This is a genomic window from uncultured Microbulbifer sp., assembly GCF_947489355.1.
In the GTDB taxonomy this organism is placed as follows: Bacteria; Pseudomonadota; Gammaproteobacteria; order Pseudomonadales; family Cellvibrionaceae; genus Microbulbifer.
In genome coordinates, this window is record NZ_CANLDD010000037.1 from 1 (window position 1) to 17093 (window position 17093).

16 protein-coding genes are annotated in these 17093 nt (G+C 56.5%); 9 read left to right on the top strand and 7 right to left on the bottom strand.

What is annotated here, in order from left to right:
- The first annotated feature begins 111 nt into the window (after positions 1–111).
- Positions 112–393, top strand: coding sequence for a hypothetical protein (locus Q1A48_RS14235; protein WP_299946090.1), 282 nt, complete (start codon positions 112–114; stop codon positions 391–393).
- A gap of 596 nt (positions 394–989) precedes the next feature.
- Here Q1A48_RS14235 and dapE read toward each other — a convergent pair.
- The 7 genes from dapE to map all read right to left on the bottom strand — a co-directional run bounded on the left by dapE (position 990) and on the right by map (position 9128).
- Positions 990–2129, bottom strand: coding sequence for a succinyl-diaminopimelate desuccinylase (dapE, locus tag Q1A48_RS14240; protein WP_299946092.1), 1140 nt, complete (start codon positions 2127–2129; stop codon positions 990–992).
- 92 nt (positions 2130–2221) lie between these two features.
- Entirely contained in the window at positions 2222–3253 is a 1032-nt protein-coding gene (gene dapD, locus Q1A48_RS14245) for a 2,3,4,5-tetrahydropyridine-2,6-dicarboxylate N-succinyltransferase (RefSeq protein WP_299946094.1), read from the bottom strand.
- Between the two features lie 12 nt (positions 3254–3265).
- Positions 3266–3619, bottom strand: coding sequence for an ArsC family reductase (locus Q1A48_RS14250; protein WP_299946096.1), 354 nt, complete (start codon positions 3617–3619; stop codon positions 3266–3268).
- Positions 3620–3621: 2 nt separating this feature from the next.
- Complete coding sequence (gene nth / locus Q1A48_RS14255) at positions 3622–4290, bottom strand: endonuclease III (RefSeq protein WP_299946098.1); 669 nt, start codon at positions 4288–4290, stop codon at positions 3622–3624.
- Positions 4291–4345: 55 nt separating this feature from the next.
- Positions 4346–5518 (bottom strand): succinyldiaminopimelate transaminase, encoded by a 1173-nt coding sequence (gene dapC / locus Q1A48_RS14260; protein ID WP_299946101.1) that lies wholly within the window; start codon positions 5516–5518, stop codon positions 4346–4348.
- 23 nt (positions 5519–5541) lie between these two features.
- Complete coding sequence (locus Q1A48_RS14265) at positions 5542–8256, bottom strand: [protein-PII] uridylyltransferase (protein ID WP_299946103.1); 2715 nt, start codon at positions 8254–8256, stop codon at positions 5542–5544.
- A 101-nt stretch (positions 8257–8357) separates the two neighbouring features.
- Positions 8358–9128: a type I methionyl aminopeptidase gene (map, locus tag Q1A48_RS14270; RefSeq protein WP_299946106.1), complete on the bottom strand. Its 771-nt coding sequence runs from the start codon at positions 9126–9128 to the stop codon at positions 8358–8360.
- 303 nt (positions 9129–9431) lie between these two features.
- On the opposite strand from map, the gene rpsB reads away from it, so the two are divergent.
- The 8 genes from rpsB (at position 9432) to rseP (ending at position 17049) form a co-directional block, all read left to right on the top strand.
- Positions 9432–10181 (top strand): 30S ribosomal protein S2, encoded by a 750-nt coding sequence (gene rpsB, locus Q1A48_RS14275; RefSeq protein ID WP_299946109.1) that lies wholly within the window; start codon positions 9432–9434, stop codon positions 10179–10181.
- A 113-nt stretch (positions 10182–10294) separates the two neighbouring features.
- A complete protein-coding gene (gene tsf / locus Q1A48_RS14280) occupies positions 10295–11158 on the top strand; it encodes a translation elongation factor Ts (protein WP_299946111.1) in 864 nt (287 codons plus the stop codon).
- A gap of 162 nt (positions 11159–11320) precedes the next feature.
- The gene (gene pyrH, locus Q1A48_RS14285; protein WP_299946113.1) at positions 11321–12058 is read left to right on the top strand and encodes a UMP kinase; all 738 of its coding nucleotides are present in this window, start codon (positions 11321–11323) and stop codon (positions 12056–12058) included.
- Positions 12055–12612, top strand: a complete 558-nt coding sequence (gene frr / locus Q1A48_RS14290; protein ID WP_299946115.1) for a ribosome recycling factor — start codon at positions 12055–12057, stop codon at positions 12610–12612. The genes pyrH and frr overlap by 4 nt, the downstream gene beginning before the upstream one ends.
- On the top strand, positions 12612–13367 hold the full coding sequence (uppS, locus tag Q1A48_RS14295) for a polyprenyl diphosphate synthase (RefSeq protein ID WP_299946117.1): 756 nt from the start codon (positions 12612–12614) through the stop codon (positions 13365–13367). The genes frr and uppS overlap by 1 nt, the downstream gene beginning before the upstream one ends.
- Before the next feature lie 125 nt (positions 13368–13492).
- A complete protein-coding gene (locus Q1A48_RS14300; RefSeq protein ID WP_299946119.1) occupies positions 13493–14338 on the top strand; it encodes a phosphatidate cytidylyltransferase in 846 nt (281 codons plus the stop codon).
- A gap of 112 nt (positions 14339–14450) precedes the next feature.
- Positions 14451–15635 carry a 1-deoxy-D-xylulose-5-phosphate reductoisomerase gene (gene ispC, locus Q1A48_RS14305; RefSeq protein ID WP_299946121.1) on the top strand — a complete coding sequence of 395 codons (1185 nt, stop codon included), beginning with the start codon at positions 14451–14453 and terminating at the stop codon, positions 15633–15635.
- A 58-nt stretch (positions 15636–15693) separates the two neighbouring features.
- Positions 15694–17049: an RIP metalloprotease RseP gene (gene rseP, locus Q1A48_RS14310; RefSeq protein ID WP_299946124.1), complete on the top strand. Its 1356-nt coding sequence runs from the start codon at positions 15694–15696 to the stop codon at positions 17047–17049.
- Positions 17050–17093 lie beyond the last annotated feature (44 nt).

Below are 17093 nucleotides of genomic sequence, written 5' to 3' on the forward strand. Positions count from 1 at the left end.
CCAAGGAAAACATTAGGCTTTGAAACACCAGAAGATTTAATGGATAATTACTTGGCGGCACAAGCCGCATAAATGGTGTGCGCTTCAAGGTTGAATCCGCGATTTAAAGTGATGGATGAATCCAATCTTAGAGGTGGGGCTATTTCAATCTATGAAGCCCCTAGGTTTGATACAGAAAAATTTACGATTAATAATTTTTCGGAATTTTTTGTTTCAAACAGTGGTTGGGGTACATTTCCAAATGTATATTCAACATCCGGAGATTGCTGGTTCAAGGTTAAAGAGGGCTGGATATTCTTGAATTCGTTCGATAAGGGATTCGTCCAATTTTATCAGGGTGATCAAGATGAAGCGGCTAAGGCTGCGTATGAAGCCTATTTTCGTACACACTAAGCGCTTGCCTTGCAAAGCGTTGGTGCTATTTTTTAGGTCGGGTTTCTGCGCTCTATGCCTTGATTAAAGCTTCATGCCACATAGGCTGATTGCCATAACTCGAAAAAACAATAGCTGGCCAGATCAATTTAAGTGGATAATCACAGGATTTATATCTCAGTTACAAAAAATCCCAGAAACTATTTAAGGATTTTTTCGAGATGCAAATATGAGATATATTAGTGCGTAATTTATTTATGTCTGACCTCTTATGAACTTATTGGAAAGTAGAGCTGGCCGGGCTCGTTCAACAACCAGATATGTTGCGGCAGGCGCAGCATATCCCTATTTGTTATGACGCTGCGGGGATAAGCATGTTCTTTTTAATACGAAATAAAGAACTGGTGGCGTTATACCGGGAGAGTGCCACCTCAATTGGTATCCCGTTTATAGATTCCCCTTTTTATTGTCAGGCTGAGCATACCACGGGCGCGTGGGAGGGAGAGCCCCGGGTTGACCGGTGTTTTTAGTAAGTTGCCCTTTGGGAATCCTGCATGGCCGGATTGTAGGAACCATTGGCGCGCATTATCCTGCCTGCGTAGCGCCTCGAGACCCGCTTATTGGCGGGCCAGCAGCTGCCGTAATATTTCCCGGTAGATATCCTTGAGCTGGTCCAGGTGTTGGGTTTTCACGCACTCGTCGATCTGGTGGATAGTGGCATTCACCGGGCCCAGTTCCACCACCTGTGCGCCTGTTGGCGCGATAAAGCGGCCGTCCGAGGTACCTCCGGCGGTGGATAGCGTTGTCTCTTTTCCCGTGATCTTGAGAATTGCCTCCTGCACTGCGTGAACCAGGGGCCCCTCTGCGGTGAGGAAGGGAGACCCGGAAAGATTGAAGTCTGCCTCATAGAGTAGATTGTGCCTGTCCAAAATATGACGCGCGCGCAGTTCCAGTTCCTCTGCGGAGGATTCAGTTGAAAAGCGCCAATTGCACAGAAGATGCACCTCTGCGGGGATGACATTACTGGCTCCTGTGCCCCCATTGATATTGGACACCTGAAAAGTGGTGGCGGGGAAAAATTGGTTGCCTTGATCCCACTGTTCGGTGGTCAGTTCGGCCAGTGCTGGGGCCAGTGCATGGATGGGGTTTTTGGCCAGGTGGGGGTAGGCCACGTGGCCCTGTACACCGAACACCTTCAGTGCCAGGCCCAACGAGCCACGCCGACCGTTTTTGATGACATCACCGAGATGCTCGCTGCTGGAAGGTTCCCCGACAATACAGCAGTCGATCTGTTCTCCCCTCTCCTGTAGCCATTCGATCACTTTGACGGTGCCGTCGATTGCCGGTCCTTCCTCGTCGCTGGTGACCAGAAAAGCGATGCGTCCGTAGTGCTCAGGATGCTCTGCCACAAACGCTTCACAGGCCACGACCATGGCGGCAAGGGAGCCTTTCATGTCGGCGGCGCCGCGGCCATACAGGAAGCCGTCCCGTATCTGCGGTTCGAAGGGCGGGCTGCACCAGTGTTCCTCAGGGCCGGTTGGCACCACATCGGTATGGCCGGCGAAAGCGAGCAGCGGGCCCGCACCTTGCCCGTTGCGAACTATCCAGACATTGTCGGTATCACCGCGGCGCAGCCTGACCGTTTGAAAGCCGATGTTTTCCAGGCGCTGGATCATCAGGTCCATACAACCGGCATCTTCAGGGGTGATGGAGCGGCGGCGAATCAGGTCAACGGCGAGTTCCAGGGTTGGGGTCACGAGGGCATTCCTGTATCGATTTTTTGTCTTTTGTGGTCGCTGTGTAGTCGAAAGCACAGGTTGCAGTGGCACCGGCCCTGCGCTTAACCGGGCTAGTTGCTGTGCAGGGCGGCATTCAGCTCGATGGCGCTTTGGTTGGTCAAGCACTCCACCGCGCCGTTGGTGGAATTCCTGCGAAAGAGCAGGTCGGGCTTGCCGGCCAGTTCGCGCGCTTTGATGTACTCTACCAACAGGCCGTTGTCATCCATCAGGGCAACTTTGGTGCCGGCGGTGATGTAGAGGCCGGCCTCCACAGTGCAGCGATCTCCCAGGGGAATACCGATGCCGGCGTTGGCACCGAGCAGGCAGTTTTCGCCCACGGAAATTACGATATTCCCGCCACCGGACAGGGTGCCCATAGTGGAACTGCCGCCACCGAGGTCTGAGCCCTTGTGGACAAAGACCCCGGCGGAGATACGCCCTTCGATCATATTGGGGCCCTGGGTACCGGCGTTAAAGTTGACAAAACCCTCATGCATGATGGTGGTACCTGCGCCCAGATAGGCGCCGAGGCGCACCCGTGCGGTATGGGCGATGCGGACCCCGGCGGGTACCACGTAATCGGCCATCCTGGGGAATTTATCCACACAGGACACCGCCAGATATTCGCCCTTAAGTCTTGCCTCCAACTGGCGCTGGGGTAGCTCTGCCAGATCAATCGCGCCCTGGTTCGTCCAGGCGACATTGACCAGTCTGGCAAAGATGCCCTCCAGATTGGTCTCGTGGGGTTTCACCAGGCGGTGGGAGAGTAGGTGTAATTTCAGGTAGGCCTCGGGTACCGATTGCGGTGGCGCATCACTGCAGAGCACAACAACGGCGAGAGGACGCCCGGTGGTGGCGAACCGCTGGAGAATTTTTCCCTGCTCGGCGGCGCCGGCGCGCTGTAGCTTGTCTGCGAGGATGGGCAGATGGGTGGCGCTCAGAGGGAGGCTGTGGTTGCCGCCGTTAATGTGCAGGGTTTCTTTCACCGCAGCGGCAACGGCGGTGCTGGGCTTAAACAGCGGCTTGGGGTAGAAGACTTCCAGCCAGTCGCCCTTGCTATTGCAGGTACCGATACCAAACCCGATACTGTAGGTGTTGTCCATCAATGTTCTCCCCTAGTTGGACTGGCCGGTGAGCTGGGCGAATTCCGCTTCTTTAAAACCGAAGCGGGTGTTGTTTGCGGTACTGGTCACTGGGCGTCTGATAAGGGTGGGTGTCTCGCTGGCGAGTACCAGTGCCGTATCATTGTCCATAGAGTGTTTCTGTTCGTCGCTGAGAGCCCGCCAACTGGTGGATCGGCGGTTCAGCATCTCCTGCCAGCCGAACTCCCGCAGCCAGCGCTTGAGGGGCACAGCTTGCATGCCGTCTTCACGGAAATCGTGAAAGTGGTAATCGATCCCATTTTTCTCAAGCCACTTGCGGGCTTTCTTTACGGTGTCGCAGTTTTTAATGCCGTAGAGAGTAATCACAGTCACGCCTTTTTGGTTTTTTTTGGGTTTTTGCGCATGGGGTAACAGGTGGTGCAGATCTCGCACTGGGTACCGTCACAGCCCCGCGCGGAGCAGAATTCCCGGCCGTAGAAAATAATCTGCAAATGCAATTTATTCCACCTTTCTTTGGGGAAAAGCCGTTTCAGATCCTTTTCGGTCTGGATGACATTCCTGCCGCTGGTGAGCCCCCAGCGCTGGGCCAGACGATGAATATGGGTGTCAACCGGGAAGGCCGGGTGGCCGAAAGCCTGTGACATCACCACGCTGGCGGTTTTGTGGCCGACGCCGGGGAGGGTTTCCAGTGCAGCCATATTTTCCGGTACGGCGCTGTGGTATTCATTGACCAGAATTTGTGACAGTTTGCTGATCGCCTTGGATTTCTGCGGTGACAACCCGCAGGGACGGATAACCGCCTGGATTTTTTCCACGGCAACCAGGGCCATGTCCCGGGGGTTATCCGCCAGCTTCCAGAGCGCGGGAGTGACCTGGTTGACGCGTTCGTCGGTACACTGGGCGGACAGCAGCACTGCAACCAGCAGGGTATAGGGGTCTTTGTGGTCGAGAGGGACGGGGGTTTCCGGATAGAGTGCCTCCAATTGCTGCTGGATATAGGCTACCCGCTCTCGCTTGAGTAGATTTCTTACTGCCATGCTTCGCTACGCCTGGGTTGGGCTCCTGTTATGGTATTTCTTTGCCGGGGGTGCCTTAACGGCAGAAGGTTCGAATGCGCTGAGCGGCCTCCACACATTCCTGCAGTGTTGCCACCAGTGCAATGCGCACATAGCTGCTGCCGGGATTCACACCTTCGCTGTCGCGGGCCAGATAGGCTCCCGGGAGTACGGTGATATTCTGTTGTCGAAACAGGGTTTTGGCAAAGTGTTCGCCATCGCCGACAAAGGGCCACAGATAAAAGCCGGCCTGGGGCCGCTCTACGTCGAGGCAACCATTGAGGATATCGAGTACAGTGGTAAATTTCTCCCGATAGAGCGCGCGATTTTGCCGCACGTGCTGTTCATCCCGCCAGGCGGCGACGGAAGCGTACTGCGCGTAGAGTGGCATGGCGCAGCCGTGATAGGTGCGATAGAGTGAGAATTTTTCCAGCAGTTGTGCATCGCCTGCAACAAACCCTGAGCGCAACCCCGGTAAGTTGGAGCGCTTCGACAGACTGTGAAAAACCACGCAGCGGCGGAAGTCGCTGCGGCCGATATCCTCGCAAGCCTGCAGGAGGCCCACTGGGGGTGCCTCTTCGTCGAAGTAGAGTTCCGAGTAGCACTCGTCTGCGGCAATGGTGAAATCGTAGCGGTCCGCCAACTGGATCAGCTGATGAAAATCCGCAGCCTCCAGCAGGGCGCCGGTGGGGTTGCCCGGCGAGCAGAGATAGACAAGATCGCACTGGTGCCACACCGCCGCGGAAACCGCGGCGAAATCCGCTTTGAAGCCATTTGCGGCCTGGCAGTTGACAAGGTGTGGTTTGGCACCGGCGAGCAGTGCGCCCCCTTCATAGATCTGGTAGAAGGGATTGGGCATCAATACTTTGCTGCCCGTTGACACCATGGCTTGGACGAAGGCAAACAACCCTTCGCGGGTACCGCTGAGCGGCAATACCTGGGTTTCGGCGCAGACGTTTGCAAGCTGAAATCGCGCCCGCAGCCAATTGGCAATGGCCGCCCTCAGAGGCGCTATGCCCCTGGTAGGAGGATATTGCGGGAGCTTGTCCAGATGCTTGATGAGTTCGTCGCAGACAAATGCCGGCGGTGTGTGTTTTGGTTCGCCCATAGCGAGGGCGATATGTGGTTTATCCGCCGGCTTCAGTCCCGCTTTCAAAGACCGGAGTTTGCTGAAGGGATAGGGCTGCAGCCGATCCAGATTGGGGTTCATGGCAGTGTTGTCCGCGGTTTCAATTAGGGCTGCTGTGGCGCCCGGTAGTCGTCCAGCTCCCGACAGATGGCCTCCTCCAGTGCGCGATTGGCCTCTGTTCCACAGAGAGGCCGGCCCTCGGCATCGGTAATATGGAAGACATCCTCCACGCGCTCCCCCAGGGTGGATATTCTGGCGTTGTGCAGGCGCAGGCCGTGGGCAATAAAAATACGCGCGATACGCGCGAGTAGGCCGGGCCTGTCTGCACTGGTTATCTCCAGGGTGCTGTAGTGGTCACCGGGCTCGCTGGACAGGTGCGCTCGACTCTCCAGTTCAAACATTTTCAGGCGCCGGGATGTGCGCCGCTTGATGACCTTGGAGTAGTCCTCCACCAAGACCAGTTCCCGCTGCAGCGTATCGCGAATCTGCTGCAGCCGCTGCGGTTCGTCCAGCAGGGGTTGGCCGGATTCATCCAGTACGTAAAAGGTGTCGAGGGTGTAGCCCGAGGCGGAGTTATACAGGCGCGCATCGTGCACGCTCAGATTGAGCAAATCGAGACCGGTTACTACGGCGGCAAACACGTTGGCTTTGTCGGGCGTGTACACAAAGACCTGGGTGGCGCCGTCGTGCTCGCCGGGGCCGGAATTGCGGGTTAATACCAGGGTATCAATCCGCTCCAGCGGGGCACTACCGTGCAGCTCGTGGATCGCGGCGGTGTGCCAGCTAATGTTGTCAGCGCTCTCGCGCACGAAGTAGTCCTCGCCCATCTGCGCCCAAATACTCTCCACCGCAGCCTTGGACAGTCCCAGAGCGCTCAGCTTCTCCAGGGCCTGGCTGCGGGTTTCGGCAATAATCTCCTCGCGATCAATGGGGTTCTCTAGCCCCCGGCGCAGGGCGTGCTGAGTGGTCTGATAGAGCTGGCGCAAAAGACTGGCGCGCCAGCTATTCCAGAGCTCCGGATTGGTGGCATTAATATCTGCCACTGTCAAAGCGTAGAGGTAATCCAGGTGCTCGCGGTCGCCCACTTCGCGGGCGAAGGCGTGCACCACTTCCGGGTCGCTGATGTCCTGCTTTTGGGATACCTGGCTCATCAGCAGGTGCTTTTCCACAAGCCAGCAGACCAGGCGCTGGTCCCGCGCGGGCAGCTGGTGGCGCTGGCAGAAATTACCGGCATCCACCACGCCGAGTTTTGAGTGGTCGCCACCGCGGCCTTTGGCGATATCGTGGTAGAGACCGGCGATATACAGCAGCTCCGGATGGCGCATGCGCCCGAGTATCTCCGCGGCAATGGGAAACCGCTCCTGCGCCTCGGGGCTGCGGAAGCTGCGCATATTGCGCACAACCTGCAGGGTGTGCGCATCCACGGTATAGATGTGGAAGAGATCGTGTTGCATCTGTCCGGTGACCCGCCCGAACTCCGGCAGGTAGCGCCCCAGAATGCCGTAGCGGGTCATGCGTGTGAGCTGGCTGGAGAGGCCGCGCGGTGCGCGCAGCAACTGCATAAACAACGCGCTATTGGCCGGGTTGGCACGAAAGTCTTCGTTGATCAAGAGGCGGTGTGCCCGTATCAGGCGGATGGTGGCGGCGCGTACGCCAGTGATCTTTGGGTTTTGAGCCATCAGCACGAAGATTTCCAGCAGCGCCGAGGGGTGCTCGCTAAAAACCTGCGGGCGGGTAACCTCAATGGCATCGTCGTACAGTTGGAAGCGCGCATTTATCGGGGTGATAGTGTGCGCCCTGCCGCGCTGCAGGATTACCTCGCTGAGATACTGCAGGAGTACATCGTTGAGTTCACGCAGTGACATGACAATACGGTAGTAATTGTGCATAAACTGCTCTACTGCCAGCTGTGAGTCCGTGTCTAGGTAGCCAAATTGTTTTGCCAGTGCTCTTTGATAATCGAACAGCAGGCGTTCCTCAGCACGCCCGGCAAGCAGATGCAAGCCGTAACGCAGACGCCACAGGAAGGTTTCGCCGGAGCGGAGAATGACAAATTCCTCCTCGGTTAACAGCCTGCCCTGTAGTTGCTTCAGGGTGCGCACGGGGAAGAAGTACTTGGCAACCCAGGTGATGGTCTGGATATCCCGCAGCCCGCCGGGGGCGTTTTTGATGTTGGGTTCCAGGATATTTTCCGTCGCCTGCTGGCGGTTGTGGCGCGCTTCCTGCTCGGCGAGCTTGGCGAGGAAAAATGCTTCTGCGGGCCAGGGCTTGCTGCGGTCGATGTCTATTGCCAGCTGCTTTCCGGGCTTCTCGTCCCCGACAATGGTGCGGGACTCGGTGAGGTTGGTGGCAACGGTAATATCCTGCGCGGCCAACGCCAGGCACTCCTTTACCCTGCGCACCGAGTGACCGATATCCAGGCCCAGATCCCAGAGAAAAGTCACGAACTGCTCGATATTGTCCACACTATCGGCATCGAGGCTGCCGTCGCTGAGTATCAGCAGGTCGATGTCCGAGTGTGGGTGCAGTTCACCCCGGCCGTAGCCCCCGACGGCGAGCAGTCCGATACCGGGCTTCCAGAGGTGTTGGTGCCAGGCGTAGTGCAGTAGGCAGTCCACAAACAGTGCGCGCTCATGTACCAGGGTACTTACGTCCTCCCCTTCGCGGAATCGTTCCGCCATCTGGCGCTCTGCCGCGCTGACGGCGTCCTTGAAAACCTGTAAGGGCGGCTTGTTGCCAGTGGCGAGATCCCTGCGAAAGCGGGCCTGGTCGAAGAAAAACAGGGGGCGCTCGAAGTAGGGGGGGCTGGCCGGCTGCATGGATAGGTCCGTTTGGCTGTGTTCTGTTACGGGAGTGCCGCAGCGGGTCTTTGCATCATGATTAACCGAAGCTGAGTGTTGGGCGATGTACAGTCCTGGGGCTAAAAATGCTCTTCGCTACGTGCAGTCAGTACCTCAACCCCGTTGCTGGTGACTGCCATGGTGTGTTCCCACTGCGCAGACAGGCGACGGTCCTTGGTGATGGCGGTCCAACCGTCACTGAGGACACGGGTAGCGGCTTTGCCGGCGTTGATCATTGGCTCGATCGTAAAGGTCATGCCCTCCCTCAGTGCCTCCCCGGTGCCCGGCTGCCCGTAGTGCAATATTTGAGGTTCTTCGTGGAAGGTGTCGCCGATACCATGGCCACAGAAATCACGCACTACGGAGTAGTAATTTTTTTCTGCGTGTCGTTGTATAACGTGGCCTATGTCGCCGAGGGTCGTGCCTGGGCGCACCATCTCGATGGCCTTGTACAGGCCCTCCTGGGTGATGCGCACCAGGCGCTCGGCATGTGCCGCGGGTTTGCCGGCAAAGAACATTTTGCTGGTGTCGCCGTACCAGCCATCCTTGATGACGGTGACGTCGATATTAATGATGTCGCCCTTTTTCAGGGTCTTGCTGTTGGATGGTATACCGTGGCAGACCACTTCGTTGACCGAAGTGCAGATGGATTTGGGGAAGCCGCGGTAGCCGAGGCAGGCGGGAATCGCTTTTTGTACATTGACTATGTGGTCGTGGCAGCGCTGGTCCAGTTCTTCCGTAGTGACTCCGGGGACGACATACTCGCCAATCATTTCCAGGACCTCTGCAGCGAGGCGACCTGCAGTGCGCATCTTGGCGATCTGTTCCGGGGTCTTGATGGTTGAGGTCATGCGTTTCCTTTGTCTCTGGGTTAGGGGGGGGAGCCCACACAAGGCGCCATTGTAGCGGATTGCCGTTGGCGGGGCATCGTTTGCCAGTCCCGATTGCGTCGGGATTGGCTTTTTACATGCGTGAAATTGCCGGCCTAACTTCACTCGGGTTGGGGATTGTGGTATAAAGCGCGCCGCTCCCGATGCTTGGTGCTTTGGGGGCGAAAAATGCCGCACACGCATCGGCACATGTGTCTGGGTGCCTCGAGAGGGGTTGATGCATGGGATGTGTGGAAGTTTAACCCGTACATTAAAAGGTTTATTATGCCGCAAGTAAGCATGCGCGACATGTTGCAGGCTGGTGTCCATTTTGGTCACCAGACCCGCTATTGGAATCCGAAGATGGGTCAATTCATCTTTGGCGCCCGCAACAAAATTCACATCATCAACCTGGAGCACACTGTGCCGGCTTTCAATGAAGCCCTGCAAGTGATCAAGGGGATGGCTGCCCAGAAAAAAAAGATTCTGTTCGTAGGCACCAAGCGCGCCGCGCAGAAATCTGTCAAAGAGCAGGCCGAACGCTGTGGCCAGCCCTACGTCAGCAACCGCTGGCTGGGTGGAATGCTCACCAACTACAAAACGATCCGCGCTTCCATCAAGCGTTTTCGCGATCTGGAAAACCAATCCCGGGACGGCACTTTTGAAAAGCTGACCAAAAAGGAAGCTTTGATGCGCACCCGCACCATGGAGAAGTTGGAGCGCTCGATAGGTGGTATCAAGGATATGGGTGGCCTGCCTGACGTGGTCTTTGTTATCGATGTTGAGCACGAGCGTATCGCTATCCAGGAGGCGAACAAGCTGGGTATTCCGGTCATCGGCGTTGTCGATACCAATAGTGACCCCTCTGGCGTTGACTACGTGATTCCCGGCAACGACGATGCGATCCGCGCTATCAAGCTTTACACCACAGCGGTTGCTGACGCAGTACTCGCAGGTGCGGCCGAGACCGGCAGTGCGGGGGCCAAGAAAGACGAGTACGTTGAAGCCAATGATGATGAAGCGGCTGCAGAGTAATTTGCAGGATGCCATGGTGTAGCCCAATAGCGTTACACTGCGAACTTAAAAAGGGGCCCGGGTTACGGCCCCTTTTTTCTAATTATTAGTTATAGAACCCCGAGGATTTAATCATGGCGATTACCGCGTCTATGGTAAAAGAATTACGCGAGCGCACCGGTCTCCCGATGATGGAGTGTAAAAAGGCACTCACTGCAGCGGATGGCGATATCGAGAAAGCGATTGAGAATCTGCGCAAAGCCTCCGGTCTGAAGGCGGCGAAGAAGGCGGGGCGCACTGCTGCAGATGGCGTTGTTGCCGGAAAGGTTGCCGAAGACGGCAGCTTCGGCGTGCTGGTTGAGGTGAACTCGGAAACCGACTTCGTTGCCCGTGACAATAATTTTCAGGCGTTTGTTGCAAAGGTGGTCGACAAAGCCTTCTCTGAGCGCCAGCGGGATGTTGCTGCGCTGATGGAAGGTGAGCTGGAGGCTGCTCGCGAAGCCCTGGTACAGAAGATTGGCGAGAACATCGGTGTGCGTCGTATCCAACTGGTGGAAGCCCCGGTAGTCGGCGCTTACGTGCACTCTAACAACCGTATCGCCGCCCTGGTGGCCCTCACTGGCAGCACTGCTGAGTTGGCGAAAGACGTTGCCATGCACGTGACCGCGGTCAACCCGCAGGTGAACAAGCCGGAGGATATGCCGGCGGATGTACTTGAAAAAGAGAAGGACATCATCAAGGCACAGCCCGACATGGATGGCAAGCCGGCGGAAATCGTTGAGAAGATGATGGGTGGTCGAATCAAGAAGTTCCTGAAAGAGAACAGCCTGGTTGAACAGCCGTTTGTTAAAAACCCGGATGTGAGTATCGGTAAGCTGGTGAAAGAGGCCGGTGCCGATGTGGTTTCCTTCGTACGTTTCGAAGTGGGTGAAGGTATCGAGAAAGAAGAGGTAGACTTCGCAGCGGAAGTTGCCGCGCAGGTTAAGTCCACTTCCTGATCGTGTAATGAGGGCGCCAATGGTGCCTGCGCACAGGTGGGGTGTTTGTGCTTGGCTCTCTGTGGCTGCAGTGGCACATCTCCCTGTGCAAATAACAGCTATAGTGTAATTTTCGACGCCAATGCTTGGCCACTAAACAGGTACCCAGGAGAGGACCGACGCATGCCCGGTATTAAGGATCGCAAATATAAGAGAATTCTCTTAAAACTCAGCGGCGAAGAGCTGATGGGTGATCAGGGCTTTGGCATCAGTCCCAAGGTGCTGGATAAAATGGCCCTGGAGATTGGCCAACTGGTGGGTATTGGCGTGCAGGTTGGCTTGGTTGTCGGGGGTGGCAATCTGTTCCGTGGCGCCGCGCTAAGTGCCGCTGGCCTCGACCGCGTGACGGGCGACCATATGGGAATGTTGGCCACGGTGATGAACGCTCTGGCCCTGCGCGACGCTCTGGAGAGGTCTGATATCACCTCACGAGTCATGTCCTCAATTCAAATGAGCGGTATTGTTGACCATTATGACCGCCGCGCAGCAATTCGTTATCTGGAGCGGGGCGAGGTGCTGATTTTTGCTGCTGGCACCGGTAATCCCTTTTTTACCACAGACTCCGCAGCGTGTTTGCGCGGGATCGAGATTGAGGCGGAGTTGGTGCTTAAGGCGACCAAGGTGGATGGTGTCTACTCGGCCGACCCGGTGCTCGATCCTTCTGCAGCTCGTTACGATCAACTGACCTACGATGAAGTGTTGAATAAAAAGCTGGGTGTGATGGATTTAACCGCAATTTGTCTTTGCCGTGAGCACAACATGCCCGTGCGGGTTTTTCGTATGGATAAAGCCGGTGCGCTGCTCAATATCGTGGTTGGCGGTGAGGAAGGCACGCTAATTGAAGAGGAGCTGAAATCATGATTGAAGATATCAAGCAGGATGCCAAGGCCCGAATGGGTAAAGCGCTCGACGCACTGGCCGGCAATTTCAATAAGATCCGTACCGGTCGCGCGCACCCAAGTATTCTCGATAGTATCCATGTCTCTTATTACGGCACCGATACGCCGCTGTCCCAGGTGGCCAATATCATCGTTGAAGATGCACGTACCCTGTCGGTAACGCCCTGGGAAAAGAGCCTGGTGCCGGATATTGAAAAGGCGATTATGAAGTCCGATCTGGGATTGAACCCCAGCACTGCAGGCGCGGTTATTCGTATCCCCATGCCTGCGCTGACCGAGGAAACCCGCAAGAATTTTATTCGCCAGGCCAAGGGCGAGGCAGAAACCGCACGTGTTTCCATTCGCAATATCCGCCGCGACGCATTGACTGTGGTGAAGACTTTGGTCAAGGATAAGGAGATTTCAGAGGATGACGAGCGCCGCACTGGCGATGAGATCCAGAAGATTACCGATCAGTTTGTTGCAGGTGTCGATCAGGCACTTGTGGCCAAAGAAAAAGATCTGATGGAAATTTAATGGCCTTCGGTGGTACCGATGTGACTGATTCCGGACCCAGGCATATCGCCATCATTATGGATGGCAACGGGCGCTGGGCCGCACGCCGTGGTCTCTCTCCTTCGGCAGGTCACAAAGCAGGGGTTGAGCGCATCCGTGACCTGTTGTCCGCGTGCAGAAGTCGTGATGTAAAAGCGCTGACGCTGTTCGCTTTTTCCAGTGAGAACTGGCAGCGGCCGCCTAAAGAGGTGGCGCTGTTGATGCGCCTGTTCCACTCCTATTTGCGCAAGGAGGCCCGGCGTATGTGCGACGAAGGTGTGCGCCTGAGGGTGATCGGGCGGCGGGACCGCTTTTCTCTGCGTCTTCAGCGCGCCATTGCCGAGGCGGAGGGCATCACCCGCGAGGGGGGGCAGGGGGACTTGGTGATCGCGGCGGATTACGGCGGGCGATGGGATATTGCCCAGGCTGCGCGCAGGCTTGCAGAAGAGGCCGTGGATGGCAAGCGCACAGTAGAGTCCATTGGTGAGGAGGCAGTGGAAGGCCATATGCAACTCGCCGATTTGCCACCTGTAGATCTGCTAATCAGATCCAGTGGGGAGCAGCGCATCAGCAACTTTATTTTGTGGCAAGCTGCTTACAGTGAATTCTTTTTTACCAATATATTGTGGCCTGATTTTGACGAGGCTGCCCTGGATGAGGCAATCGCAACGTTTAAACAGCGTGATCGACGCTTTGGTGGGCGAGCTGCGGCGGGTGGTAGTGCTGTGCTGGCCTGATTGATACCGGCTGGAAGCGCAGTCGTTTTTTGCCGGCATAAAGTTTTCGGGGATACTTTATAGGGTGCTCTTGATCGGCGCAGTATATGCAGGCAGAGTACAGGTGCAGAGATAAGGGGTTTGCGGTGCTAAAACAAAGAATAATTACTGCGTTGGTCTTGCTGGCACTGTTTTCCGGGGTTCTGTTTCTGTTGCCCATGCAGTGGTATTCGCTGGTGTTTGTCGCTGTGATTTTGCTGGGTGGCTGGGAGTGGGCCAACCTTTCCAACCTCAACCGCGCCCTGCGCTTCGTTTTTCTCACCTCTCTGGGCGGCGCCTTAATAGCAACTGCCCAGTATGTATTCTCAATGGATTTCAGCTCTCCGGATATTGACCGCGGACGTCAAATACTGGCGGTTGCCTGTGGCTGGTGGGCGCTGGCTTTTTTATGGGTACAGAGTTATCCGGCCAGTGCCATGCTGTGGGGAAACCGCTGGGTTCGCGGTCTGGTTGGTCTGGTTGTATTGGTGCCCAGTTGGTTGTCCCTGGTGATCCTGCGCGGGCTGGATCATGGAGCTTGGCTGGTGCTTTACGTTGTGGCCATTGTTGTGGCAGCGGATGTGGGGGCCTACTTTGTCGGGCGTAAGTTCGGCAGGCGCAAACTGGCCCGAGAGGTGAGTCCCGGCAAGTCGTGGGAGGGTTTTTTCGGGGGGTTGGGTGCCTGCCTGATCCTTGCGCTTGCAACCTCTTTCCTGTTTCAGCTTCCCCTGAAGAACACCCTTCTCTTTACTTTCGGGGTGTTGGTAACGGCGCTCGCCTCGGTTATTGGCGATTTGCTGGAGAGTATGTTTAAGCGTCACCGGGGCATCAAGGACAGCAGCCGAATATTGCCTGGCCACGGTGGGGTTATGGACAGGATAGACAGCCTTTGTGCGGCTTTGCCGGTGTTTACCATGGCCGCACTGGCCAGTGAGCTGCACAAATATCTTTAGCCGGTGCCTATAAATTTTTAACAAGTGTCTCTCCGCGCTCCCGCCAATGGGGCTGAGCCGGGAGTGTTGGTGTGGCGGGAGTCCTATTGGCCCGGAGGTACAACGAAAATCCATGCAAAATACATCTCCGCAAACCGTGACTGTGCTCGGCTCTACAGGCTCAGTTGGGGTCAGTACGCTCGATGTACTCGCGCGCCACCCGCAACAGTATTCGATTTACGCCTTGACAGCCCACAACCGGGTGGCCGAGCTGGCCCAGCAGTGCAGGCGCTTCAGCCCCCGCTTCGCCGTGGTCACCGGCGAGCGGCGCGCACAGGAATTGCGGGCTCTGTTGACCGGTGAGGTTGCCACCGAAGTTTTATCGGGCGTGGAAGGGCTGTGCAAGGTGGCTGCAGACACCGCGGTGGACACCGTGATGGCGGCGATCATCGGTGCCGCCGGATTGCGTCCAACCCTCGCGGCGGTGGAGTCTGGCAAAAAAGTGCTGTTGGCAAATAAAGAGGCACTGGTGATGGCCGGGCCGGTGTTCCTGCGCGCGCTGCGGGCCAATGGCGCACAATTGCTGCCTATTGATAGTGAGCATAATGCCATCTTTCAGTGTCTGCCGTACCCCTGTGAGAGCCTGGAAAACTCGGGTGTTGAAAAGATACTGCTCACCGGCTCCGGCGGTCCTTTTCGAACCCGTGCCAGAGAGGATCTGCACGGGGTAACACCGGATGAGGCCTGTGCGCACCCAAACTGGTCCATGGGGCGGAAGATTTCCGTAGACTCCGCCACCATGATGAATAAGGGGCTGGAATTTATTGAGGCCTGTTTTCTGTTCAGTGCGCGCCCCGAACAGATTGAGGTAGTGGTGCATCCGCAGAGTATTGTGCACTCTATGGTGCAGTACCGGGACGGGTCGCTGCTGGCGCAGATGGGGAATCCGGATATGCGTACCCCAATTGCCCATGCGCTGGCTTTTCCGCAGCGCATTGATGCAGGTGTTTCCGCCCTTGATCTGATAGCCCTGGAGCGCCTCGACTTTCAGGCGCCGGACTTTCACCGCTTCCCGTGTCTGCGTTTGGCCAGAGAGGCGATTGATGCAGCGGGCAGTGCGCCCACAGTCCTGAATGCGGCTAATGAAGTGGCGGTTGAGGCCTTTTTACAGGGGCGGCTGGCGTTTACCAGCATTCCAACTGCTATAGAGAAAGTCATGAATCGTGCTCCAGTCGTTGAACTGACCGGGCTGGATACAGTCGAAGCAACTGATCTCAATGCGCGAGAATTGGCCCGACAGGTAATAGGGGCTCTCTAGTCATAGGATAGGGCGTATAATGGCGGGGTTTGCGCATGAAAAGAAACTGTAATTGCATATGGACCTGATTCAGACGGTAATCTGGGCCCTGGTGGCTCTCGGTGTACTGGTATCTTTCCACGAGTTTGGGCACTTCCTTGTAGCACGCCTCTTTGGGGTTAAAGTGCTGCGTTTTTCGGTCGGTTTTGGCCGCCGCCTTATCTCACGCTATGATCGCCACGGTACGGAATTTACACTCTCGGCTATCCCCCTTGGTGGCTACGTCAAGATGTTGGATGAGCGGGAGGGACCTGTTGCTGCCAACCAGGTGGAGCAAGCCTTTAACCGCAAGAGCGTTTGGGCGCGCATTGCCATTGCTGCGGCCGGGCCGGTAGCCAACTTCCTCCTGGCGGTTGTTTTATTTTGGGTGGTGTTTATGGGCGGGGTTGCCGGCCCTGTGCCTATAGTGCACGCTGTGAAGCCGGGTAGTATTGCCGAGGCTGCGGGGCTTGAGCCCGGCCAGGAAATCATCGCTGTGGATGGTGAGGCAACCCCAACCCGGCAGGCGCTGAACTGGCGTCTGGCCAATCGCCTCGGGGACAGTGGTGCCCTAGAGTTCTCTGTGCGCTACCCAGATTCAAACCTTGAGTACCATGCAGCGGCAGACATTGACCGCTGGCTGTCGGAGCAGGAGGTGCCAGACCCATTGGTCGGGGTGGGACTGGAACTCTGGACGCCACCAGCCAGTATGACGCTTTATCGCGTTGTCGAGGGCAGCGCTGCCAGTGCCGCTGGTCTTCGCGCCGGTGATCAGGTTGTAGGGACCGATGGCCAGGCATTTTCTGACTGGGATGCCTGGAGTGGGTATGTGCGTGCCCATGCCGGAGTCCCAATCCAGGTTGAAGTGGAGCGACAGGGTGAGCGACTGACCCTGCCGGTGACGCCCACAGAGGTTACCCTTGACAGTGGTGAACTTGGCGGTCAGATAGGTGTGCAGCCATTTTCAAAACCCTGGCCGAAGGACCGAGTACGGGTTTTTCACTACGGCATTGGTGGGGCTTTCCACAAAGGGTTGCAGGAAACCTGGGATAAAACCCTGTTTACCTTGAATAGCCTGAAGAAGTTGATATTTGGTCAAATTTCAACCAAAAACTTGAGTGGTCCTATTACCATTGCTAAAGTGGCGGGTACTTCTGCAGAGGCGGGCTGGCAGTCCTTCCTGTCCCTGCTGGCGCTGCTCAGTATCACGCTCGGTGTACTCAATCTGCTCCCTATACCGGTACTCGATGGCGGCCATCTCCTCTACTATGGTATTGAGGCGATCAAGGGCTCACCTGTGTCAGAGCGGGTTCAGGTGATTGGGATGCAAGTGGGCATGGCACTGGTCCTCTGCATCATGGGATTGGCTTTATACAATGACATTTTGCGCTTGTGATCTGTTGGATTGTTACCGCCCACAGAGTGCAAAAGGAAATGGTC